The organism is Collinsella sp. AF25-2LB (assembly GCF_003458415.1).
GTDB lineage: Bacteria > Actinomycetota > Coriobacteriia > Coriobacteriales > Coriobacteriaceae > Collinsella.
Map to the genome: position 1 here is coordinate 285 of NZ_QRUF01000002.1, position 24,506 is coordinate 24,790.

At 55.0% G+C, this 24,506-nt stretch carries 18 protein-coding genes; 16 read left to right on the forward strand and 2 right to left on the reverse strand.

Features of this window, described 5'->3' with window-relative positions:
• The first annotated feature begins 61 nt into the window (after positions 1-61).
• From DWY51_RS01175 to DWY51_RS01205, 7 genes are read left to right on the forward strand one after another with little or no spacing between them, the layout of a single operon-like run.
• On the forward strand, positions 62-970 hold the full coding sequence (locus tag DWY51_RS01175; RefSeq protein WP_233504594.1) for a sugar nucleotide-binding protein: 909 nt from the start codon (positions 62-64) through the stop codon (positions 968-970).
• 4 nt (positions 971-974) lie between these two features.
• Positions 975-1,985, forward strand: a complete 1,011-nt coding sequence (locus DWY51_RS01180) for a glycosyltransferase family 2 protein (RefSeq protein WP_117769564.1) — start codon at positions 975-977, stop codon at positions 1,983-1,985.
• A complete protein-coding gene (locus DWY51_RS01185) occupies positions 1,982-3,076 on the forward strand; it encodes an EpsG family protein (protein WP_117769566.1) in 1,095 nt (364 codons plus the stop codon). The genes DWY51_RS01180 and DWY51_RS01185 overlap by 4 nt, the downstream gene beginning before the upstream one ends.
• A 33-nt stretch (positions 3,077-3,109) precedes the next feature.
• On the forward strand, positions 3,110-4,369 hold the full coding sequence (locus DWY51_RS01190) for an oligosaccharide flippase family protein (protein WP_158556882.1): 1,260 nt from the start codon (positions 3,110-3,112) through the stop codon (positions 4,367-4,369).
• A gap of 10 nt (positions 4,370-4,379) precedes the next feature.
• Positions 4,380-5,474 (forward strand): polysaccharide pyruvyl transferase family protein, encoded by a 1,095-nt coding sequence (locus tag DWY51_RS01195; RefSeq protein ID WP_117769570.1) that lies wholly within the window; start codon positions 4,380-4,382, stop codon positions 5,472-5,474.
• A gap of 8 nt (positions 5,475-5,482) precedes the next feature.
• Positions 5,483-6,511: a glycosyltransferase gene (locus tag DWY51_RS01200; RefSeq protein WP_117769572.1), complete on the forward strand. Its 1,029-nt coding sequence runs from the start codon at positions 5,483-5,485 to the stop codon at positions 6,509-6,511.
• A gap of 4 nt (positions 6,512-6,515) precedes the next feature.
• Entirely contained in the window at positions 6,516-7,355 is an 840-nt protein-coding gene (locus DWY51_RS01205; RefSeq protein WP_158556883.1) for an SDR family NAD(P)-dependent oxidoreductase, read from the forward strand.
• Between the two features lie 1,093 nt (positions 7,356-8,448).
• On the opposite strand, the gene DWY51_RS01215 is transcribed toward DWY51_RS01205, so the two are convergent.
• Positions 8,449-9,978, reverse strand: coding sequence for a hypothetical protein (locus DWY51_RS01215; RefSeq protein WP_117769576.1), 1,530 nt, complete (start codon positions 9,976-9,978; stop codon positions 8,449-8,451).
• A gap of 234 nt (positions 9,979-10,212) precedes the next feature.
• Here DWY51_RS01215 and DWY51_RS01220 point away from each other — a divergent pair, with 234 nt between their 5' ends.
• From DWY51_RS01220 to DWY51_RS01240, 5 genes are all read left to right on the forward strand, one after another.
• Entirely contained in the window at positions 10,213-11,622 is a 1,410-nt protein-coding gene (locus DWY51_RS01220) for a hypothetical protein (RefSeq protein ID WP_117769577.1), read from the forward strand.
• Positions 11,623-12,129: 507 nt separating this feature from the next.
• On the forward strand, positions 12,130-13,725 hold the full coding sequence (locus DWY51_RS01225; protein ID WP_117769578.1) for an SIR2 family protein: 1,596 nt from the start codon (positions 12,130-12,132) through the stop codon (positions 13,723-13,725).
• Between the two features lie 1,126 nt (positions 13,726-14,851).
• A complete protein-coding gene (locus tag DWY51_RS01230) occupies positions 14,852-15,238 on the forward strand; it encodes a helix-turn-helix transcriptional regulator (RefSeq protein WP_117769579.1) in 387 nt (128 codons plus the stop codon).
• A 155-nt stretch (positions 15,239-15,393) separates the two neighbouring features.
• A complete protein-coding gene (locus DWY51_RS01235; RefSeq protein ID WP_117769580.1) occupies positions 15,394-16,080 on the forward strand; it encodes a hypothetical protein in 687 nt (228 codons plus the stop codon).
• Positions 16,081-16,227: 147 nt separating this feature from the next.
• Positions 16,228-17,220, forward strand: a complete 993-nt coding sequence (locus DWY51_RS01240; RefSeq protein ID WP_158556884.1) for a PLP-dependent transferase — start codon at positions 16,228-16,230, stop codon at positions 17,218-17,220.
• A gap of 225 nt (positions 17,221-17,445) precedes the next feature.
• On the opposite strand, the gene DWY51_RS01245 is transcribed toward DWY51_RS01240, so the two are convergent.
• Positions 17,446-17,793, reverse strand: coding sequence for a winged helix-turn-helix domain-containing protein (locus tag DWY51_RS01245; RefSeq protein WP_117769582.1), 348 nt, complete (start codon positions 17,791-17,793; stop codon positions 17,446-17,448).
• A gap of 192 nt (positions 17,794-17,985) precedes the next feature.
• On the opposite strand from DWY51_RS01245, the gene DWY51_RS01250 reads away from it, so the two are divergent.
• The 4 genes from DWY51_RS01250 (at position 17,986) to nusA (ending at position 24,446) form a co-directional block, all read left to right on the forward strand.
• On the forward strand, positions 17,986-19,497 hold the full coding sequence (locus DWY51_RS01250; RefSeq protein ID WP_099431630.1) for an IMP dehydrogenase: 1,512 nt from the start codon (positions 17,986-17,988) through the stop codon (positions 19,495-19,497).
• A gap of 370 nt (positions 19,498-19,867) precedes the next feature.
• A complete protein-coding gene (gene leuS, locus DWY51_RS01255) occupies positions 19,868-22,444 on the forward strand; it encodes a leucine--tRNA ligase (protein ID WP_117769583.1) in 2,577 nt (858 codons plus the stop codon).
• A 258-nt stretch (positions 22,445-22,702) separates the two neighbouring features.
• The gene (rimP, locus tag DWY51_RS01260; protein ID WP_117769584.1) at positions 22,703-23,197 is read left to right on the forward strand and encodes a ribosome maturation factor RimP; all 495 of its coding nucleotides are present in this window, start codon (positions 22,703-22,705) and stop codon (positions 23,195-23,197) included.
• Between the two features lies 1 nt (position 23,198).
• The gene (gene nusA, locus DWY51_RS01265) at positions 23,199-24,446 is read left to right on the forward strand and encodes a transcription termination factor NusA (RefSeq protein WP_006234042.1); all 1,248 of its coding nucleotides are present in this window, start codon (positions 23,199-23,201) and stop codon (positions 24,444-24,446) included.
• Positions 24,447-24,506 lie beyond the last annotated feature (60 nt).

Consider the following 24,506-nt stretch of genomic DNA (forward strand, 5'->3'; position numbering starts at 1 on the left):
GGATGAGGCCACCGTCTCCGAGGCGGACCTGAACCACCCGATGCTCAAGGACGTCGTCCCCATGGCGCCCAGGCGCACCCTCGTCACCGGCTGCAACGGCCAGCTGGGCCGCGCGGTGCGCGCGCTCGCCGAGGAGCGCGGCGTGGCGAAGGACTTCGACTTCTGCGACATCGACACCTTCGACATGTCCGACCCGGACTCCTACTCAAAATACGACTGGTCGCTCTACGGCACCGTGATCAACTGCGGCGCCTACACGGCCGTGGACAGGGCGGAGACCCCCGAGGGCCGCGCCATCGCCTGGAAGGCCAACGCGACCGGGCCGGCGCTGCTCGCCCGCACCTGCGTCGCGCACGGGATCACGCTCGTCCACGTGTCCTCCGACTACGTCTTCGACGGCACGGTCGAGGTCCACACGGAGGACGAGCCCCTCAGCCCGCTGTCCGTCTACGGCCAGACCAAGGCCGCCGGCGACATCGCCGTGGCCGGCTGCCCGCGCCACTACATCATGCGCAGCTCCTGGGTCATCGGCGAGGGCCGCAACTTCGTCAAGACGATGAGGGCGCTGTCCGACCGCGTCGCCGACCCCGAGGACGGGCTCGAGCAGATCACGGTCGTGGACGACCAGCTGGGCCGCCTGACCTTCACACGCGACATGGCCGAGGCCATCTTCCACGTGCTGGGGACGCACGCCCCCTACGGCACCTACGACTGCACCGGATCCGGCGCGGTGAAGTCCTGGGCGGACATCGCCCGCGCCGTCTTCGAGGCCGCCAACGGCAACGGGGAGAACGTGGTCCCGGTCAGCACCGCCGACTACTACGCGAACGCCTCGGACCCCATCGCCCCGCGCCCGGTCCACTCCGCGCTCGACCTCTCGAAGCTCGAGGCCGCGGGCTTCCACATGCCCGACTGGGAGGAAGAGCTTGGGGAGTACCTGGACGCTATTTCTTCGAAAGGTTCTATCTAACTCTATGAGATATCTGGCTTCTGAATCTGATTGCCCATGCGTGAGCGTAATCGTGCCCATGTATAATTTGGGTTCTTATGCCTGCTCGTGCATAAGATCGCTGCTGGTGCAGACATATGCTAACCTAGAGATTATCATTGTGGATGATGGCTCAACTGATGACACAGTTGAGTTAATCGAAAGCGTTGTCGAGGCTGACTCGCGCGTTAAAATTCTCCATAAGATAAACGGTGGGCTCTCCTCGGCGCGTAATTTCGGCGTTAAACACTGCACCGGTGAATACATAATGTTTGTAGACGGCGACGACGTTCTTGATATAAGAACGATTGAGCTTCTTGTCGAGATCGCCCTTGAGAACGATGTTTCTCTTGTTACTTGCAAGTATAAAAAAATTTCATGTACCGAAGATTTTAAGGGTGGACAGCTCGGCCCCGTTGAGGTTGTTTCTGGTGACCGTTTGCTTGAAAGCTTGCTGCTGCTTGATGGTGAGTCCGGTTCTGCGTGCGCAAAGTTATATGCAAAGAAGCTTCTGCCGCTTTTGGTATTTCCCGATGGTCAGCTATTTGAAGATTTTGGTGTAGAGGCTACTGTTTTTTCGACGATTGATAAAGCATGCATATTTGATGCTGAGCTATATGGTTATCTGGCGCGTGAAGGGTCTATTACCACAATCAAGAGTTATGGTGATGCCCAGCTCGACGGAATGTCTGCCTCTCTTGATGTCGTTAGGCGGGTTGTGCGGGAAAAGCCTGAGTTTTTTGACGCCTTTGCATGTTTTGAGGCCTTCTGTTCGCTTCGCATAGCTTCAAGGCTCGATTTGTCCAAATGCTCTGACATAGAGTCAGCAAAGGCATTTATTTTTAAAGCCAGAAAGCAGTGTTGGACCGTTGCAGCTAGTACGTTTGTTGACAGGACTTGGCGCCTTCGCTGCCTTCTGTTCGCGGTCTCTCCTGCCCTGCACAGCTTCGCATACAGCTTTTATGGCAAATTGACCGGAAAGGTTATCGGCAAATGATATTTTACAGTTGCCTTTTTTTCGTCTCAGTTTTTTTTGCCTTTCTTTCGGTATGCGATTTAAAGCAAAGACGAACCCTAAAACAGCCGAGACTGGGTTTTTTTGTCTTAAGTGGATTAACTGTTGCTATTGCTTTTGGTATAAGAGAAGGTTTCGGAACAGATTACTACGATATTTATGTCAAAGGCTACAACGAAATACAGGCTGGGTTTGCCAGTCGTTTTGAGTTGGGATTTGTGACTCTTTGTAGATTGCTCATTTTATTCGGCCTTGATTACCACAGCATGTTTTTCGTTACCTCCTTTCTTACGGTCTTTTTAGTTTATAGAGCTATTTATAGTCAATCTTTAGGACCAATTTGGGGTGTCTACATATTTTTGTTCGGAGGTTTTCTCTTTTTCTCATCCAATGGGATTAGGCAGGCACTTGCCGCGTCAATTCTGTTGAATGCTCTTCCTTTTGCTACTCGAGGTGATACAACTAAATTTTGTATAGCTGTTTTGGCGGCATCGTTATTTCACTCTACGGCTCTGCTCTTCATTCCTTTGGTTGTATTGAGGGGGTGGCGTCCGGATAGCTTGAAATCCTTTTTCACGTTTGTGTGCGCCATTGTTTTCGGCGGAGCCATCTCTTCCGCGCTTCTATCTTTTGGAATTGCAGTTTCACCGCAGATTGCAAGATACGCAAGCGTTGAACATCTGTCTAATCAGTTTTTATCGAGCGGCAACATAGACGTTGCCGATTTATTGATTTGTTCGATTGGTCTTGCAATATTTTTCTGGGTTAAAAATGTTAGCTCAATAACGTTAGACAGGCACACCATATTCCTGTTCAACCTTTTGATGGTTGGAGTTGTCGTGTGCGTCTTGTCTAAATACGTAATGCTGTTTTCTAGGATTGCTGTCTACTTCACGTCGATCTGTATCATTGCGATTCCAAGGCTTTTTTGTTCGTGCGATCGCGGTACTTGTCCATCGATTCTCATTGTAAAAAGCTTATATGCGATGTTTGTCATTATCGTTTTTATCTATCTATATGGCATTTTGAACTTCAGCCATGTTGTTCCTTATATGTGCGTCTTTTCCCATTAACTTATCTAGCTTATATCGTCTGGAGATTTCACTTTGAGTTCTCAACACAAACGTTTCTACAGCAATGTCGTTTGGCAGTACGGACTGCAGATTGTTAAGTACATTTTTCCCCTCATTACGCTGCCTTATCTGACACGTGTGCTTCTGCCGGAGGGTTATGCGATCTACGCGTATGTTGTGTCGTTCATGACTTTCGCCCAGACTTTCGTCGATTTTGGCTTCAACCTTTCCGGTACTAAATGCATAGCAAAATCCGAGACTGTCGAAGAGGAGAACCGGGCTATTGGTGCTGTGACAGAGGCTCGCCTGTTGCTTGGTGTAGTGACCGGCGCTGTCGTTGTTGTTGTTGCCTGGTTTATCCCCATTACTCATTCGAACATGCTATATACCATGTTTGCATTTGTTGCTGTATTCGGTAAGGCACTTGCTCCAGACTTTCTTTTCCAGGGACATGAAAACATGGGTCCATTGACGACTCGCTATTTTGTCTCGAAGGGTGTCTCTACTGCCTTGACGTTCATCGTTGTCCATTCTATCGATGACATTCTGTGGATTCCTATTCTCGACATCTTTTCGAGCGTTATTGCCCTTGCCTGGTCTTTCATTTCCGCCAAGCGAATGTTCGGTACCACCATTACGTTCGTGCCCCTATGCGAGGCGCTTTCAGAGCTGAAGGTTTCCGCGCTCTATTGTTTCTCGAACATGGCCTCCGTCGTTTTTTCCGGTTTCACTACGCTCTTGATTGGAATCGTGATTACCAACAAGGCCATGATTTCCTACTGGTCCCTTGCTGTGACTGCAATTAATGCCATCCAGTCCCTTTATTCGCCAATTGTGAACAGTCTGTACCCACATATGGTCAAGGGGGGTGACTACGGTTTTGCAAGGAAGCTGCTTCTTGTCTCAATACCCGTCCTGCTCATTGGCACCATCGCTTTCGCAGCGCTTTCCGATGTAGTTATGCTCGTGCTCGGTGGCAAGGACTATCTATCAGGTTCCTGGGTTATCGCCTGGGCTTCACCCGTACTCCTGTTTTCCTTTTATGCAACGATGGTCGGCTGGCCGATTCTTGGTGCCTCTGGCAAAGTCGCTGAGGTTACCTATACCACAGTGGGTTCTGCTGTATTTTGCATCGTTTCGCTCTTGACCGTGTCTGCGATGGGGGTTGCGAGCATGCAGACTATTTGCTTTATCCGCTGCCTTACTGAGGCAATTATGTGTGTGAGTCGCATTTGGCTCGCGCGCGGATACTTGTTTCCATCTCGAAGCGTTACCGCCGATTGCGAAAGGTAAGGAATAAGAAATGAAAAAGTGCGTCGGTATATTGTCACGCCATGCAGTGCCGAACTACGGTTCCATTCTGCAAGCATATGCCCTTCAGGATGCGTTCGCCTCAATGGGTATCAATGCTGAGTATGTTGACTACCGCATCCCCCGGGACTTTCCTTTAGCAGATGCCATGAGGACCTCTGGCGCGCTCGGTCCGATTCGTGCGATTCCAAAAGCGATTGGTGCCCGTAAGTTCGAGGCGATGAGGAGTGATTTGCTGAGGCAGAGCCGTAGGGTTACCGACTCAGAAGAGCTCGGTAAGCTTCTTGCAGAGTATCCTGTCCTTTGTGTGGGAGGCGACCAAGTGTGGAATATCATGTCCGATGGAAACATCGAGGGTGCCTACCTTTTGGAGGGCGCATCAGACGATGCCTACAAGTTCTCCTTCTCTTCCTCCTTTGGTAAAAATGGCCTCGATCCACGCGAACGCGAACGTGCCGCCAAAGCGTTTGCGCGCTTTGATAGGCTTTCAGTGCGCGAGGAAAGTGGGCAGAAAACTCTTGAGGAAATGGGACTTGAGGCGCAAACCGTTGTCGACCCCGTGCACCTGCTCTCAAAGGAGGCCTGGTTTGATCGTGTTGAGCCTCGTGCGCCCCGCGGGGTGAATGGGGAGTATTGCCTGATCTACAACCTGCATCCAAGCGATGCATTCGACCGCTATTCTGCTGCCGCATGCAAGTCACTCGGCCTCGAGGTCGTTAGCATTCGTCCGTCGCTTCGTAAGACGATGGGGAAGAATTTGTTCTACCCTTCGCTTCACGAATTCCTTTGGCTGTTTGACAATGCCACCTGCGTGCTCACGGACTCATTCCACGGGACTGCTTTTTCGTTGCTGTTCAATACGCCCTTTGTCGATATTCTGCCTGAGCAGTATGCGGAGCGTAACAAGGCAATTCTTTCTCGCTACGGGTTGGATTCCCGCATAAGCACGGAGCTTCAGCCAGAAGAGCTTTGCCTCAACGATTTTGATTGGGCGGGCGTCAATGAGTCGCTTGCCGTCAACCGTGAGTCCTCCTCGGAGTTCCTTTGTGACACCGTTGGCGAGTTCTCTGCCCGTCTTGCTCGCTAGAATAATGAATGGAAGGTCCTATTTTGAGTCAGCCATCTGTTTCCATCATCGTCGCTGTTTACAAATCTGAACAATTTCTGCCGAAGCTTCTTCATTCCTTTGAGGTTCAAACCCACAAGAATCTCCAGATTATTCTCGTTGACGATGGTTCTCCCGATGACAGCGGTCGCATCTGTGATGACTATGCTGCACGTGACCCTAGGGCTATTGTTATTCACAAGCCTAATGGCGGCACTTGCTCCGCTAGGAATGCGGGACTTGGTGTCGCGACGGGTGACTATCTCATGATCGTGGACGGTGACGACTGGCTGGAGCCCGATTGCGTTGAATATTTGGTCGACTTGGCTGAGAGCACTGGCTCCGACATGTCCTACTCGGTGAATCTCTTTACAACGCGTGATAGGGAGCAGATTGTTGAGGACGTCCGGGAGACCTGGTCGGCAGAGCGCGCCACCTCTGTCATCATCTATCCCTTTATGCGGCTGGGGCCTTGGAATAAGTTGTACAAACGTTCTGTAGTTGTCGACAACAATATTTCGTTTTCCGTTCCTTGGTTCGGCGAGGGTCTGTACTTTGCTACCGAGGTTGCACAGCACTCTAATCATGTGGGCGTTGGTAGACGTAAGGTCTACAACTACCGTTTGAATAACTTGGGGAGCGGTCTTACCAACTACAACGTTCAAAATGGCAAGAATGCCCTCGGAAATATTAAATTCATTAAAGAGAACCTGACTCTGGACACTCCGATGGTTCGCCACGCATGCGATTGGCATATCTGGCGAAACTACGAGTTCCTACTCACTCAGATAATAGGTGCGGATGAAATGGACTCCGAAGGCAAACTCGCGAAAGAATGTGCAGCGTACGTTAGGAAGAACTGGCTGTCCGTGTTCAAGAACAGCGAAGTCGGCCGTTCCGAGAAGGTAAAGATCGCATGCTGCGGCATGGCACCCGTGCTTTACGCGAAGCTGGTCATAGATCGAAACCGGAAGGGGCTCGAGGCTGATAAAGGCAAGTTCATGGATGTCGAGGAGTAGGTGCATGGCGAATCTAAAGCACGCAATCAAGCAGGGCATCGTCGCTCTCAAAGCCAAGAATATACAGCCTGTGATGCAGACCGTCGGCGATGAATGCCTGCTCAAGGGGAAGACTGCCCTCGTAGTGGGAGGCTCAGGTGGAATCGGCAAGGCGGTCGCCAAGGCGTTCCTGAAGAACGGCGCGAATGTTGTCATCGCCGGCACTAGGCGCGCGAAGGTCGACAAGGTGGTGTTAGAGCTTGGCGAGAAGTGCGCCGGGGTTGTTGTCGACCTTGCCGAGCCAGAGACCTTTTCGAAAGTCATCGACGAGGCGGTGGCATTCTACGGCCCCATCGATATCCTAGTCAATTCTGCCGGCGTTCACACCGAGGACGTCTCCATGGGCGGGTTTCTCGATTTTTCAGTTGAGGAATACGATCGCATCTTGGACATCAACCTGCGCGGCGTCTACTTCATGGTGCAGTCTGTTGCAAAGCACATGATTTCCGATAAGGTCAGCAATGGGCATATCCTTATCGTCTCATCCTCGGCTGGCAACGAGCCCGCATGGTCTCCCTACCGCGTATCGAAGTGGGGTCTGAAGGGCATCACTGAGGGCATGGCTTCCGCCCTCGTTCCTCATGGCATTGTAGTCAACGCGATTGCGCCCGGCAGCACGGCGACTCCTCTTCTTGGCGTCGAGGAGGGTGACAGCATCTCTGCTGAGGACAACAGACTTGGCAGGTTCGCCATGCCCGAGGAGATCGCGGAATTCGCTGTGATGTTGGCCAGCCCCATGGGCGACATGGTGGTTGGTGACACTTTGTACGTCTCCGGTGGCCGTGGGGTCTGTGATATCCGGTAGCGGCTTTGCGGGCGCTTCAAAGTATGAGATCGCCTTTACCGCAGAAGCAGCTTGGCTGCCTCGGAGGCTTGCGTCGAACCGTCTTCGAGGTAGACTAAGCATCGAAACAGCCTCTTTGCCAAGCCTTCGGTTGCAATGAAACTTATGGTGCAACTTTTCGAGGTGACACCTCCGATTGCGGTGTTGTGCCAGGTCCTGCCTCCGTTGTCAGAACATTGCCATTGAAATGCGGCCGCGTGCTCAGCGTCGATTGAGAACGAGGCCTCAATTCCTGCGCTCGTTGCGCAATCTTTCGGCTGCGTGGTGATCCTCTCTTTATTCGACAATAACGAGAGTTTGGCGTTTTGAGTCGCAGCTGTTGTTCCATCCTGGAAGGTGACAACGCACCTGTAGAGACGTTTCGCAAGTGCGGCACTGGCGGTGAACCGCAGCGTAGGCAGCTTTGAGGCGGCATTGCCAATCCCGGTGTCGTACCAGCCCTTCCCATCATTGTCGGAACATTGCCACTGGTACGAGATGGCACCTAGGGCTCGCACGGAGAAAGACGCTTCGGATCCTGTCGAGGCGGCCGTGTCTCGCGGTTGCCCGGTTATTTGGTTAGCGCTTAGTTTTAGTTGCGCAGTGTTTGAAGCCGAGCTAGTCCCATCAGGGAAGAATGCCAAGCATCTATAGCGGCGTTTTGACAATCCCGTACTTGCAGTGAACTCGATTCTCGCCTGCGTGGAAGTCTCACCTCCGATCCCCGTGTTGTACCATGATCTGCCCTCATTGTCGGAGCATTGCCACTGGAACGAAGTAGCCCGCTCTGCTTCGATGGCGAAGAACGCTGTTGACCCTGCGGCAGTTGTGCAGTCTTCGGGCTGGGAGCTGATGGCGTATCGGGCGACAAGGACGAGGCGTGCGGGCTCGCTTGCGAGGGTGCTGCTGTTCGGGAACGAGACTAGGCAGCGGTAGAGCCTCTTCGCGAGCTGGGCATTGGATGCAAACCTCAGGGTTTTCTGCCTGGAAGTTTCGCCGCCTATACCCGTGTTGAACCAACTTGAACCTCCGTTGTCGGAGCATTGCCATTGGAACGATGTCGCGCTTGGTGCCGTTACGGTGAATTCGGCTTGGGCTCCGTTGTATACTTCACAGTCCTCGGCATGGTTGTTATGGCGTACGTGGTCTCATAGCTTGCTGTGAGGTCGTACTTGGCGCTCCATTTGCTGTTCGATTCTTTTGTGACGCTAGATGCCGCAGTAAGCTCAACCTTGGCGCCATCAGTCTTCCACTCTCTCTGATTCATAGCATAAGCAACAATCCCATTCTGAATCCCCGAGATGCTCTGTGGGATGGACTGGTTATCAGCAGCGATGGAAAAACTCTCTTCCTTGGCATCCAGGTGCTGCTGAATGCGGTCGGCGTACTTTTCTGCCCATTCATCGGCCTTGCCATTTCGCACAAAGTAATTGTTGGATAGGTCGGTCGAGCGGTAGGCGTAGTCGTTCTTTTTAAAGTTGGCCGTGTGGTCGGAGTGGGCGATTGCCATGAGCTCGTCGGTCAGGCCAAAGTACAGATGGCGCTGGTCCAGGTCTCCGTACCAATTGTCGCTGGTGTCGTCCCAGGTTAGGTCCATCTGGCACCATTTGCTGTCGATCTTTACGGCGTTCCAGGTGTGGCCGTTACCGGTGATGCGGCCGTTGGCGATGCCCGCGGCGTCAAGGAGCTTGGAATAGATGCGCTGGTAGCTTTCGCAGGTGCCCTGGTGGCGCGTGAGGCCGCTTTCGGCCGAGCACCAGTTGAGGCTGTGGTCGTACTCCAGCTGGTCGAGCGTCCGGTCGTGGAGCCACAGCGCCATGTCGTATTCCGAGCCGTTTGCCTCTTGCCTGCACTGGGCCACGGCGTCGTTGACGATCTGCGTGACGCTTGGGCGGGCGGCGTCGTTTACGGTTACCTCCGCCGTGGTGCGCAGGTAGTAGATCCCCTTGTCGTTTTGGGGGTCGTTTCTGTCGTTGTCCATAAAGTAGAAGTAGATGCGGTACGTGCCCGATGCCGTGAAGTCAAAGGTAAAGTCGTGGCCCGTGGTGCCCAGGCTGTAGTAGCTGGCCCATGCCTGGCGCGACGGGTCGCAGACGCTTTCCTGGCTGCCGCCGTCCCAATAGGTGGGCACGTCCATGCGCGCCTTGGCCTGGGACGAGCCGTTGGCTTGGGTTACGTGGAAGGTCGTCGCGGTGCCCGCGGGGGCGTCGTTCCACGAGACGGTGAAGGTGACGCCATTTTGGGTTGCGGTGGCGGAGTGGGCGTAGCCGGTTTGTGACGTGGCGGAGATTGCCTCGGGCGCGGGGTTGGCTTGGGCGCGGAGGGATGGGACGGTGGTGCCGGTTGCGGCGTCAGCGCTTTCCGTGTTGGCTGCGCTGGTGCCGGTTGATGTGGCGGTGCTGTCCTCTACGGTATCTGCTGCCACTTTTGTGTTGGTGCCGTCTTCAGCCTTGCCTGTGTCGCCGTTCGTGGCGTCGGCTTGCGCCTGCTGCTCGGCTGTTGATTGAGGCTGCATTGCTTCTGCAATGGCTGGCATGGGCAACGTCGCGCTGACCATGAACGTGCACGCGATCGCGCAGATCAGGTAGTAAAGGAGTCGTTTCATAGCTAGCCTCTCGGTGAGCAACCAACAGGGTCCGAAGGCAGCCCCAGGCCAGCACTCCGCACATATTTTGTTGGATTTATTTACGGGGGCACCAGTCAGCATCAGCGAACTTTCTGGGGAATGTTGGTTGATTCGGGGTGCGTAAAACAACAGTCTCAAATATTCTTGCTTCCTGTTCAATTTTGTCTATCTACAATTAATAGCAAGCGTATGAGTTGAGGAGATTGTTTACAGGTGGAATCGGTCACTATTCTTTGGATTGCCTTTTATGTCTTTATCGGTTTGTTGAGCGTTCAGCTTGTCCGCTTTGCTGGGCCCTTGGCGATTGGAGGGCAATACACTGTCGAAGAACTGTATCCCTCCGATGAGTCGGGCAGGTTGAACGTTGCCTACCGAATTCTCGCTCCAACAATTTGTTGCCAGCTCCCGGTGTTTATTATGGCTGCGATTTGCGATGCGTTTTCAGTTCCAAGTCCTTCGCTGCGATACATGCCTACCCTTTTCTATTGGTTGTTTCTTGGGGTAATCAAGCATGCAAGGGGTAAATTGCGGTACCGGACTCTTCCTTTCTCATTCGAGGCGTTCATGTCTCTTTTGCTGTCCGTCGCATTCGATCACTTTGTTATCGATGGCTATCTCGGAGGCCAGGGACTAGATGTGCTTGATACTTCGAGTATTGCCTTTGAGTTTGAGCTGGCATTATTTGGTGTTGTGACCTTTTGGATTTCCACCTTTTTTAAGCGTTATCAAATTAAGTGTAGCCGTGTGAACTCATATGTCATTCCGTCATATGTTGTTCCGTCGTACTCCGTATCTAGTTACTCTTCAATTGATACGGACGAAGCCAGGCTCTTCGCATACGAGCGCGAATATGGTAATCTCTTACCTCAGCGTTTTTCGAATGATCTCCTGTTGAGAAGTGTTTTCTTCGCAATTATGGCGATAGAGGACGGGAATCGTCCTGAGTTCATCCGAACGATCGAGCGTATGGCCGCTCATTTCCATTTGGCAAAAACCACTGGAATAATGCAGCAGACGAGCGATACCCCTCTGTCTGATAGGGATAGCGTTAAGCTCGCAATTCCCTATATTGAGCGCATGTGGGACCAGTTCCTTGTTGAATTCGGCCGTTCTGCTGAGGGGGCCGGGGGAGACGGTCTGCGAATTTTCATGGGCTATTACACCTACGACTACTTGATGTTGTCGCGGACTATCCGCAATCACTTTGCGCCATTTTACGGGGACTATTGTGGAACGAGATTACTTAATGCTAATCGCGTATTTTGCGATGTTCTGGAATTTGAGGAAAGGCAGCGCTACGGATTGCTTCCAAAGACTGTTTCTGCGACTGGATCGATATGCGCCACTGAGCTTGGATGGCTTTCTGGAGAGTACTGTTATTGGTCCGATTACAACACGGTTGTATCCTGTCTGAATGAAAATGCTGCCAATGGCGTTAAGCTGGTCAGCAAAAATGACGTGAATAAAACTCAGCTAACCGAGATGACCTCTAGGCTTAAGGAGCAAGGTGTTTCCGTTCTTGAGGTCAAGTATGTGCCCGATGCTTCGGCTACCATCGTGTGCATCGGCGATTCCTCTAAGATTTCGAGTACTGCCGGTAGTGACTGGATGGTTGTTGGCTAGGTGAATCATCTTCGCCTTTCCGCATATTGATTGCGCATTCTCGTGCACGGACGCGAAAATGCTTCGCATTAGTTTCAACGCGAAGAGTATTTGCTACATGATTAACATTTTTGGATGCGCAATTACTGCGCATCTAGGTTAACATCCAGTTAGTGATGCAGTTGTCGTGGGCTCTACGTGAGGCGATGACAAAGGAGGGTCGTTGTTTGGTTGTTATCGGCAACGGCCCTTTGATTTTAGGAGTTACTTTGGCGATGGAATTTTAGACTTTCGCTCAACTTATCGAACTCCTAGAGAGTCATGGCGTTCTAACTGATGCCGCTGCGCTAGATTGCCTGAGGCGCGAAATGAATATTTGCTCGTCGGAACACTGCTGAATATTGGGTCACCTGTGCGGTTCGAATTTTCAATTGTCGAGCAGCTTTGTCTCCGATGAAGTCTTGCAATTCTAGTAAAATCCAAACATATGTTCTATACTTATGGAAGTAGCTTGTTTGGAGGCGCTAGATGGAAGTCGGAAGAGATGACATTGTAGAAAGCGTTGTACGTTTGATAAATGGGGTGGGGCGTAGCCCATATTTATTCGTCGGCTCGGGCTTTTCCCGTAGATACATGGGTACCGACGATTGGGTTGGTTTGTTAAGGCACCTCTGTTCCCGTCTTTCCGATGATCCCTTTCGGCTTGACTCGTACCTGGCACGTTGTCCAGATGAGTCTGACAATAGCGCATTGCCCTCTGCCGCGACGATGCTTGATAAGGATATGCGCATAGCTGTTCTTGAGGACCCTCGCTTCGCTTCTTTTAGAAACGATCATGTAGAGGACATTCGTCAGCGTAAATCTATTTTAAAGATCATGGCGGCCGAGAGGTTATCCTCGTTCAAACCTGAATATATGACGCATGAGCTTGATATCTTGAGAGAGGTTGGCAGGCGGCGTATCTCTGGAGTTATAACAACCAACTATGACTGTCTCCTGGAGTCGCTATTTCCCGAGTTTAAAGTTTTTGTTGGCCAAGACGATCTCGTCTTTCACAGAACTTTTGAAATGGGTGAAATCTATAAGATCCACGGTTCTATGGATAATCCTGAATCTATGGTTCTTGAGGAGGCAGATTACGCAAAACTCGCCGAAACACAGGATTACTTGGCTGCCAAGTTGTTAACTATTTTTATGGAATACCCAATTATTTTTATCGGTTATTCCCTTAACGACCCCGATATCCAAGCTATCCTCATGTCGATTTCGCGCTGCCTCGGTTCTAACAATCTTGCGTTGCTTAGAAAGCGCTTTATCTTCCTTACTAGGGGAGAAAACGCAACCTCAACTCATTCGTTTACCTTTCCAGGTATTGGCGAGATAAGCATGACCGAGATTAGGACGAACGATTTTGGTGCAGTGTATGAAGCAATTGGACAATCCAAATGCTCCTTCTCGCCCAGGATCATTCGTGAGCTTCGCAGGAGCATCTACGCCTTGGCTGATGAGGGCGATCCGAATGACTCTCTGGTAGTTGAAGCGAGTTTTAGCGACCTCGAGAGACTTCCGGAGGGACAGCATCTTGTGCTGGGTATCGGTGTTGCGAATGCTTCTTTAGGGCACGGGCATATGGTCAAAGCCGAACTTCTATATCGTGATGTTGTGTTTGATGACGAACATGTTGCTCCTAAGCTTGCCGTCGAGGAATACCTTCCTTCGCTGCTTGCTTCTAACTCGGGTGGTTTGCCCATGTATAAGTATTTAAGCGCGTATTCAGGGGAAGTTCTTAATCCAAGGATGCTAAAGGAAATAGATGAGAAGAAGGATTTAGATGCTTTTCTAAACAACAGCCTACGAAAGGCAAAAGGTAGCTATCATCATTCGGGAATTAGACACTCGGTTCAGTCTGTTATAGCTAACGAAGGCTTTGAGGAAGCATTTAAAAAGCTTGTGCTACTTGAAGAAGATGAGATCGATCTAAATAAGTTGCTTGAATATCTGAGGGCGCTCATCATGGACGATCGCAAGATAATCCACGGTAATAGCGAGCTGAAACGGCTTATTAGAATGTATGATTTCCTTAAGTACAAGAAGGCCTTCGACATATCGGCTACTAGTGAGTAATCCCACCTAGCGTCTATGAAGAAGGCCATCTTTGTAAACTATGGCATCTGAGCGTATAGTGCGAACACCACGTGCAAATGCATACTTAATATAACGCTTTCTGCTTGAAATCACAATGGTGTCTGTTTCGACCCGCCAATCAAGGGAAGATAGTGTAGAGTATCTTTCTGCAATACAAAAGCTCTTTGGGAGCTTTAAGGGTGACGCTTTCAAATTGAGAGTGTTGCCCTTTTTTCATGTATGCAATGTGTGACGTACTAGCCAAGCACCATCCCGGCAATGGAATGATCGAGCATGGGCGGCTTCTACTGGTTGACGTGATCGTGGTCAAACAAGTGATATCGATTAGAATTAAATCAATTGCGCTGGAAGCCTTCGGGCGACACCTGAAGAGGGTTGATGCGTCGGTCCTCTTTTTTTGTTTGGATGTAAGATTCGGCCAGGCAAAACAAGGATCTCATTTGGGGAGAACAAATATCCGGCGGTTTTCCGCTTCGGGACGCGCGGTTTAAGGGTGCTTTTCGGAAGTGCGGGGAAAAATCGGAAACCTCCGAGCATAAACCGAATTTCGGCAACAAAACCGCAGGTCGCGGAAGGCTAAAACAGGGGTCTGGTCTGTCGATCTCGGTTTTTCACCGCACTTCCGGAAACGCCCGACGGAAGCATGCGGCAAATTTTGGAACCCTCGAGCACATCGTCCTTTTCATGAAAAGAACCCGCAGGTAGAAGCGTTGCCACTATCCAGTGTGGTTGACGTGTCTAGAATATGCCGCACACTTCCGGATTTTGCATAAGCTCGACTGGTTTGTTTATCGATTGGGGCAGAGGAATCTTGTCTGGACCTCGTTATATGTATTTAAATGGATGAACTTAACCTATAAGTTAAGTTCATCTAGAAATGGGAGGTGCCCTTTGGCAGAAGGATATGATCTTGTCGAATATAGAGACCTCAAGGGTCGACCGTTTTGGGAATTGACGGCTTCTCCCGACAACACTCAATTCCAGAAAATGTTGTCAGACCCTAAGCGGAAATTAACCGCTCGAACAATGATCGGCCAGAATAGCACGTCAACTTCTGGAATCTGAGCCTTGACTTTTATACTTGGCTTTCGAAACGGAGAACACAATGAATAAAGTAGATTTATCTGATTTTTACGCCGATACAGAAACCAGCGAAACACGCGCTTATGAACACGCGCTAGATATCGAGTTTATTGTTCATCGCGAGATGAAGCGTCTGGGTTTAAGCAAAAGCGATTTGGCAAAGCGTATGGGCGTGAGCCTTCAGTCGCTTTCGAAGCTGTTGAATTCTCAGCCCAATATGACGCTGAAGACGATCGCTAGGTTCGAGCTTGCTTTGGGTATCAATATCGTTCCTAAGGTTACCGTTAGCTATTCTAAAGAGCTACCGTTTCTTTCATCCAACAATTTCGTGCGAGAGCAATGTACATCGCCTGGCATTCTCCCCGCAGAGCTGTCAGCAGATTGCGATGTGCCTTTTCAGAGCGAATAGCAGCCTCTCAATGAGCCTGGGTCGGACGAGTTGCCACTCCCACATTCCCTAAAAAAGTTCTTAAAACAGCCTTAAAGGCGCTCCAGCTCGTGTTGACAGCGTAAAATACGCATGTTTGACTATGACAAAAGTGGATTTTAGGGGAGGGGTGCGCCATGGAAGTGCTGGTTGTTGGCAACACCGCATATGTTGACGATGACTTTTGTGCCAAGGCGTTCCCCGGGGACCATGTGCAGGTTGTAGCCGCGCAGGACACGCGCCGCGACGAGTCGTCGCCCCATGCTTCGTGGAAAGAGCTCCTCCAGCACCTGGACCAGGCCTACGAGTTTGAGCGCGTGGTCTACCTTTCTACCTACCTCACCCCGCATACCGTGACTTTTGGCGACATTGGGCTGCTGCGCTCGGTGTTTCGTGCCTGTATGGGACGCAATGTGCAGCTGCTGTTTATTGCGGGGCCCGCGGGTGCAGAGGGCACCACTGGCGGATGTGACGACGACGCCACGGCCGCCAGTGGGGCCCAGACGGGCAAGGGCATTATCGCCCGCGCTGCCAACGACCTGTGCCGTTACTATGCATCGCGCGACGGCATCCAAGCCAAAGTCCTGCGCGTGCCGTATCTGTATACCGCATCGCCGGCATTAACCGACCCATTTTTGATGCCGTTGTTCGAGGCATGCTCGGGCGGGTCGGTCGCGCTTCAGGGTGCGGCAGATGCGCCGTTTCCCCTGCTGTGTGCCGAGGAACTCGCGGTGTTGGTGCATCGTATCTTTGACAGCTGGGATGCCAACTTTGAGATGCTCGACGTTGCAGACGCTTTTGGCCACCCGAGGCCTATGGCGTGACCGTTGACGCTCCGGGTGCGAGCGTGACCTATCACACGCTCAGCATCTAGGCGTTTCGTCGCCTATCGGCGCTATACTGCAGCCGTTGCCCACGATGCGGGGAACACCCGCATCGTGGGTTTTTTGCTTATGAAGGGACGGTGCCGCGTGGACGTACAGCAGCTAGAAGAGGCCTGGGCTGCAAGGGCCGGCGCGCGTGAGGCGCGTCTTGCTGCAGCGCCGCATGTGCCGGCGGCGCTGTCTCTGTTGGGGATTGTACGTCCCGGCGATCGCCTGGTTGCGTTTGCCGATGACTTTGCCGATGCGTTTGCGCGTGGCTTTGAGTGCTGCGACGTGGCTATGGTGGAGGAGCCGTCGGTTGCGGCGTTTACTGCTGCGTCCGAGGGCTTTGATGCTTCGTTTGAGGTCGAGGGGCCGCACCTGTGGTGGTTCGTCAACTCTATTGGCGGGTTTGGATTGCGCGTGCCCGATCTGCGCGCGTTAGGACGTGCCGCGCGTGAGGCTCATGCGCTGCTCGTGGTGGATAACACCGTGGCTGGTGTCTTTGGGTGCGATCCGTTGCGCTTGGGTGCCGTGCTGTCGCTCGAGGCACTTGACCGCGTGTGCGCCGGTGAGGCTCCGCACAAGTTGGTTGCCATATCGGTCGCGCGCTCGCAGCTCAAGCGCCATCGTGTGGATGCTGCTGCCGAGTGCGCGCATGCTCTGCTTGAGGGCTGTGGCTTGGTCAAACTTGATTTGCCTGCTGATGAGGCCGGTGTGCTGGAGCGCGGGCTGGACTCGCTCGATGCCCGCATGCAGGCACATTTCGACCGCGCACGTGCGCTGGCCGAGTACTTGGCTGCCAATGAGATGGTGCACGCCGTGCGCTATCCTGGACTGAGCTCGCATCCCGACCATGCGGTTGCAACTGGAATCCTCGAGCACGGCTTTGGTCCGGCAGTTGAGTTTGACATTATCGAGCGCAGTGCGGGCGATTTGTTCGATGCTTTGCCGGGGGAGTTTCGCACATCGCCCGCCGGCGGCGCAACGACGCGACTCTCTGCTCCGCGCGGCAAGCAGGGGAGCACCATTCGCCTCTTCGCCGGTACCGACGACCCCCTGGTTGTAGCGTCCACCCTGGACAACGCGCTCCGAAAGTAACTAATCGGGGTGTGTGTCACGAAAACGGCCTATTTACTACGTTTAAGCCATAGGGGTCGACCATACCCGCCTATTTCGAAAATTGCCAAGCTGTCTACCAGCGGTTTTATTTTCATAATGTCCGGTATGGTCGAGGGTATTCAGCTAAACGTAGTAGATGGGCCCGTTTTGTGGCACGAGCCTCAATCCGAGGGCACGGTGGACAACAATTCAGTCCCAAAAGGACTACTCTGCATTGATGCTGGCGATGAGGTCGTTGGCTTTGGTGGCGATGACGTTGTTGATGTCGGCCTGCAGCTCCTCGTAGACCGCTATGGCGCGCTCGCCGGCGGGGGTGAGCGATGATCCGCGGGCTCCGTCGCGCTCGATGAGCTTGCAGCCCAGCTGGCCTTCGGCCTCGTTTACGATGCGCCAGGCCTTGGAATACGCCATGCCCATGCTCTTGGCGGCACGGTTGAGCGAGTGTTCGTGGGCAATACCCTGCAGCAGCAAGACGCAGCCGTGGCCGAACACGCCCGGCAGGTCTTTGTCGCACGCTTGAATGACCAACTTTGCCGTCGTCTTGTACTTCATACGCCCACGTCTCCCCGCTAAAGTGTTTGCTGGGCAAACGCAAAGCCTGCGTCAAACCCTCGTGTGCTCTTTCTAAACCATGCATTGTAGCAGTCAAAGTGCGTTAAGATACTTCCCCAGTATTGGGCGCCCAAGGTTGGGCTGGGTCCTACGAGGCCTGCAGCCGACCGGTCGCATGGAAAAAGGAGAAACATGGCTACGTTCTTTCCCGGTGAGTCCCACACGTTTTCGGAGTATCTGCTGGTCCCTGGTTACTCGTCCTCGCAGTGCATCCCCAACAACGTCTCTCTTAAGACGCCGCTGACCCGCTTTAAGCGCGGTGAGAAGCCGGCAATCACCCTGAACATCCCCATGGTTTCCGCTATCATGCAGTCCGTCTCGGGCGTCGACATGGGTGTCGCGCTCGCTACCGAGGGTGGACTGTCCTTCATTTACGGTTCCCAGAGCGCCGAGTCCGAGGCCGCTATGGTCAAGGCCGTCAAGGATCACAAGGCTGGTTTCGTTCAGTCCGATTCCACGCTGACCCCCGACATGACCATGGAGCAGGTCATCGAGCTCAAGGAGAAGACCGGCCACTCTACCATGCCGGTCACCGACGATGGCACTCCCAAGGGCAAGCTCCTGGGCATCGTCACCAGCCGTGACTATCGTCCCAGCCGCGATGACCACCAGAAGAAGGTCTCCGAGTTCATGACCCCGCGTGAGCAGCTCATCGTGGGCGACAAGAACATCAGCCTCAAGGTTGCCAACGACGTCATCTGGGACAACAAGCTCAACGCCCTGCCTATCGTCGACGACAACGATCACCTTATGGGCATCGTCTTCCGCAAGGACTACGACAGCCACAAGACCAACCCCAACGAGCTGCTCGATAACGACAAGCGCTATATGGTCGGCGCCGGTATCAATACCCGCGACTATGCCGAGCGCGTGCCGCTGCTCATCGAGGCCGGTGCCGATGTCCTGTGCATCGATTCTTCCGAGGGCTTCAGCGAGTGGCAGAAGCGCACCATCGAGTGGATCCGCGCCAACTACGGCGAGGACGTCAAGGTCGGTGCCGGTAACGTCGTCGACGCCGAGGGCTTCCGCTTCTTGGCCGACTGCGGTGCCGACTTCATCAAGGTCGGTATCGGCGGCGGTTCCATCTGCATTACCCGCGAGACCAAGGGCATTGGCCGTGGCCAGGCCACCGCGCTGATCGATGTCTGCCGCGCCCGTGACGAGTACTACGAGGAGACCGGTGTCTACGTGCCCGTGTGCTCCGACGGCGGCATCGTCTACGACTACCACATGACGCTCGCCCTTGCCATGGGTGCCGACTTTATGATGCTGGGCCGCTACTTCGCCCGCTTCGACGAGAGCCCGACCGAGCGCGTCAACGTCAACGGTCAGTACATGAAGGAGTACTGGGGCGAGGGTTCTGCGCGTGCCCGCAACTGGCAGCGCTACGACCTGGGCGGCGCCGCGAAGCTCAGCTTCGTCGAGGGCGTCGACTCCTACGTTCCCTACGCCGGCTCCCTCAAGGACGGCGTGGGCGGCACGCTCTACAAGGTCAAGTCCACGATGTGCAACTGCGGTGCCCTCTCGATCCCCGAGCTCCAGGAAAAGGCACGCCTGACCCTGGTGAGCTCCACCTCCATCGTCGAAGGCGGCGCCCACGACGTAGTCGTCAAGGACTCCCAGCAAAGCGTCAGCTACCGCTAAGCGGCTTTCCCAGGCACCGCACCTTGCCGTTCAAACCGTCGCTTGCGTACCTAAGTACGCGGCGCTCCTCTTTCACGGCAATCTGCGGCACCTGGAAAACCCGTTCGTGCTAGAACGAGTTTCAGACAAAGGTTGATTCCCAACCACGTTATTTAGATAAAGCGAGATGCCTGCAAGTCGCAGGCATCTCGCTTGTTGTATTTGCTATCATCAACCAAGTTAACCTTAGGGTCGGGCGGCTTGACTTTGTTCGCTACAAGTTCCGCACGCAAAGAAGAGCACTTAATGTGCTCTTCATCTTGCGCAGGACTGTCCGCAGTAGCGAATCAAGCTAAGCCGATCGACCCCAGCTAAGATTAAAGGAGCTGATATGTGCGATTGCACAGATCATAAGGACGAGATCCCTGCCTATGACGCACAGGCCATTGAGTCCAAGTGGATGAAGGCCTGGGAGGACTCCAACCTCTTTGCCGTCGACACCGACGCCAGCAAGCCCAAGAAGTACGTGCTCGAGATGTTCCCGTATCCGTCGGGCGACCTGCACATGGGCCACGCGCGCAACTATACCATCGGCGATGCCATGGCCCGTCAGGCCCGCATGCGCGGCTACGATGTGCTGCACCCCATCGGCTTTGACGCCTTTGGCCTGCCTGCCGAGAACGCCGCCATCAAGCACAACACGCAGGCTGCCGCCTGGACGTATAAGAACATGGACCAGGCTCTCGCCACGATGAAGCGCATGGGCTTCTCCTACGATCTGGATCGCATGGTCAAGACCTGCAGCCCCGATTATTACCGTTGGGGTCAGTGGATCTTTGAGAAGTTGTGGGAAAAGGGCCTGGTTTACCGCAAGAAGAACCCGGTCAACTGGTGCCCCACCTGCAAGACCGTTCTGGCCAACGAGCAGGTCACCGAGGGCAAGTGCTGGCGCTGCGGCACCGAGCCCGAGAAGCGCGACCTGGAGCAGTGGTACTTCAAGATTACCGAGTACTCTCAGGAGCTGCTCGATGACCTGGAGAAGCTCCCCGGCTGGCCCGAGCGCGTCAAGCAGATGCAGGCCAACTGGATCGGTCGCTCCGAGGGCGCCGAGGTCGACTTTACCCTGTGCGACCGGGATGGCGAGCCCATCGAGGGCGACGAGGGCAAGATCACCGTCTTCACCACGCGTGCCGATACGCTCTTTGGCGTTTCCTTCTTTGTCCTGGCTCCCGAGTACGCCGGCCTGCACGAGCTCGTCGAGGGCACGGAGTACGAGGAGGCCGTCACCAAGATCGTCGAGGACTCCAAGCATATCTCTGCCGTCGAGCGTGCCCAGGGCACCCTCGAGAAGCACGGTGCCTTCACGGGCCGCTATGTGGTAAACCCCGTCAACGGCGAGAAGGTCCCCGTGTGGGTTGCCGATTATGTCGTTGCCGACTACGGTACCGGTGCCGTCATGGCCGTTCCCTGTGGCGACCAGCGCGACTTTGAGTTTGCCCGTAAGTACGACCTGCCGATCGTGCCGATCATCCTGGACGATGACGATCGCGCTGCCGTCGAGGCCAGCGGCGAGACCATCGATACCTTCCATGCCGAGACCGTCGACTGGGATTGCGCCCACGCTGCCGAGGGCACGCTCGTTCAGTCCGGCAAGTACACCGGTATGCGCGGCGGCAAGCACTCCGAGGGCGAGGCTGCCATCGTGGCCGACCTCGAGGCCATGGGCTGCGGCCGCCGTAAGGTCGAGTTCCGTCTGCGCGACTGGCTCATCAGCCGCCAGCGCTATTGGGGCAACCCCATCCCGGCCATCCACTGCGAGCACTGCGGCATCGTGCCCGTGCCCGAGGATCAGCTGCCGGTGACGCTGCCCGAGAACCTGGACCTGGGCGCTGGCGAAACCCTTGCCGAGTGCAAGGAGTTCTACGAGACCACCTGCCCGGTCTGCGGCCGCCCGGCCAAGCGCGAGACCGATACCATGGACACCTTTACCTGCTCCAGCTGGTATTACCTGCGCTATACCGATCCGCACAACACTGAGCTGCCCTTCTCCCGTGAGGCTGCCGACCGTTGGATGCCCGTCGATAACTACATCGGCGGCATCGAGCACGCTATTTTGCACCTGCTCTACAGCCGCTTCTTTACCAAGGCACTGCGCGACCTGGGCCTGCTGAGCGTGGACGAGCCCTTCACCAACCTGCTGTGCCAGGGCATGGTCAAGGACGAGAACGGCGACACCATGTCCAAGTCCAAGGGCAACGTCGTGCCCCCGAGCTCGGTCATCGAGCCTTACGGTGCCGACACCATGCGTCTGGCGATCCTGTTTATCGCCCCGCCCGAGAAGGACTTCGACTGGGATCCCAAGGCCGTCGAGGGCGCTAACCGCTTTATCAAGCGCGCCTGGCGTATCGTTTGGCAGCTCGTCCAGTCCGGCGATGCCAACGTGGCCTTCGACAAGTCCGCGCTCGATGAGGTTGCGATGAAGCTCTATCGCGAGCGTCACCGCACCATCGCCAAGTGCACCGAGGACTTCGATCGCGGCCAGTTCAACACCGCCATCTCGGCCGTCATGGAGCTCGTCAACGCGGCGAGCGCCTACCTCAACGCCACCGAGGGTACCGCCCGCGACAAGGCGCTGTGCTACGGCGTGGCCAAGGACATCGTGAGCGTCCTTGCCCCCATCTGCCCGTTCTGGGCCGACGAGCTGTGGCACGAGGCGCTCGGCTGCGAGGGCAACGCCTATACCGCTGCCTGGCCCGAGTTCGACCTGGCCGAGTCCATCGAGGACACGGTGCAGATCGTGGTCCAGGTGCTCGGCAAGGTCCGCGGCCGCGTCGACGTTGCCCGCGATGCCTCCAATGAGGATATGCAGGCTGCCGCCGAGGCCGCCGTCGCCAAGTGGCTCGAGGGCAAGACAGTCGTCAAGGCCATCTGCGTGCCCGGCAAGCTGGTCAACCTGGTGGTCAAGTAAGCACTGCGCGCATAACTGACGCATAAAAGACGAGGGGCGATCCGGTTGGGTCGTCCCTCGTTTTGCATGTATCTGCCTAGTTGCCTTCGGCCAATTGTCCTATTCTTATGGAGAAGCTGTGCGCACGCTGACCTGCAGGTTCGTACTGTGCTTGCACGTTTCCGCAGCTATTGGTATAGTTTGCTTGCAAATGAAGTTGTAATTGAAAGAAGTGGGGTTTCGGCCCCGCTTCTTTTTTGTATGGATGGAGGTGCCGCAATGGTCAAGACCAAGACCGAGCAGGCGATCATCGACGCGCTCGAGGCCGTCGCTCCCCAGCACGATGTCGACATCGTCGACGTCGAGCTCGTGGGTGCCACCAAGGCCCCCTGCGTGCGCGTGCGTATCGAGGGTGCCGAGGGTCAGAGCCTGTCGCTCAACGATGTTACGGCCAACACCAAGTGGGTCGGCGATGTGATTGAGGAGCTCGACCCCATCTCTTCGAGCTATACGCTCGAGGTGTCGAGCCCGGGCATGGCGCGCCCGCTGCGCCGCCCGTGCGACTTTGCCCGCTTTGTGGGCGAGAACTGTGAGCTCACCTCCACCGCTACCGAGGGCCGTCGCAAGTACGCCGGCAAGATTGCCGCCGCCACCGAGGCGAACGTGACCCTCGAGCTCGAGGGCGGCGAGTCCGTCACCCTCGATTTCTCTGATGTTAAAAAGTGCAAGTTGAAGCCCACCTACGACTTCAAGCCCGCGAAGGAAGGAAAGTAAGATGGCAGCATCCGACATGATGTCCGCCCTGATGGAGCTTTGCCAGGAGAAGCACATCGACCAGCTCTACCTGATCGACCGCCTGGAGCAGTCGCTTGCCAAGAGCTATGCCGAGATCCTGCATCTTGAGTGGGGCGCCAAGGTGACCATCGACCGCACCACCGGCAAGATCTACGTCTACCGTCTGGAGCCGATTGACGATTCCATGGACGAGGAAGGCAACTTCACCGAGTTCGAGGAGATCGACGTCACCCCCAAGAACACGAGCCGCATCGCCGCCCAGCACGCCAAGGCCGAGATCAACGCCATCGTGCGCAACTCCGCCCGCGAGCAGATCTACGAGGAGTTCTCCGGCCGCATCGGTGACCTCATCAGCGGTACCGTGCTGCAGTCCACGCCCGACTTCACGATCGTCAAGATCCGCGAGGGCGTCGAGGCCGAGCTGCCGCACTTCGATCAGCGCCGTTACGAGAACGAGCGCAACGAGCGTCCGATGGGCGAGCGCTACCTGCATAACCAGCACATCAAGGCCGTGATCATCGACGTTCGCGACCCCAACTCCAACCTGCAGCCGGTTCGTGGCGAGCACAGCCGTCCGCCGATTGTCATCTCCCGTACCCACCCCGAGCTCATGCGTCGTCTGTTTGAGCAGGAGGTGCCCGAGATCTATGAGGGCACCGTCCAGATCAAGTCGATCGCCCGCGAGCCCGGCCAGCGCTCCAAGGTCGCCGTCCACTCGCTCGACGACCGTCTGGATCCCGTGGGCGCCTGTGTCGGCCCCAAGGGCAGCCGTGTTCGCGCTGTCGTGGGCGAGCTCCGTGGCGAGCGCGTCGACGTCATCCTTTGGGATGCCGATCCTGCCGTCTACGTCGCCAACGCCCTGTCGCCCGCCAAGGTCACCCGCGTCCTCATCGACGAGGAGAAGGCCTACGCCGGCGTCATCGTGCCCGACGACCAGCTGTCCCTCGCCATCGGCAAGGAGGGCCAGAACGCCCGCCTCGCCGCGCGCCTGACCGGCTGGCACATCGACATCAAGTCCGAGACGCTTGCCGCCGACATCCTCAAGAACGTTCCCGTTCACGAGGAGCCCGCCGCCGACCTGATCGGTGACGAGGAGGACGAGGACGTCCGCCGCTGCGAGTACGTGTCCGAGGACGGCATCCAGTGCCGCAACCAGGCTCGTCCCGGCTCCCGTTTCTGCGGTGTCCACGACACCGACGCCTTCGATGATGCGGAGGACCTGATCTAGCGCGCGGTTGCGCCGGGCGGGTCCCGGCGCGTCTCCCACGCTCGTTCAGTCTCTAGGCAC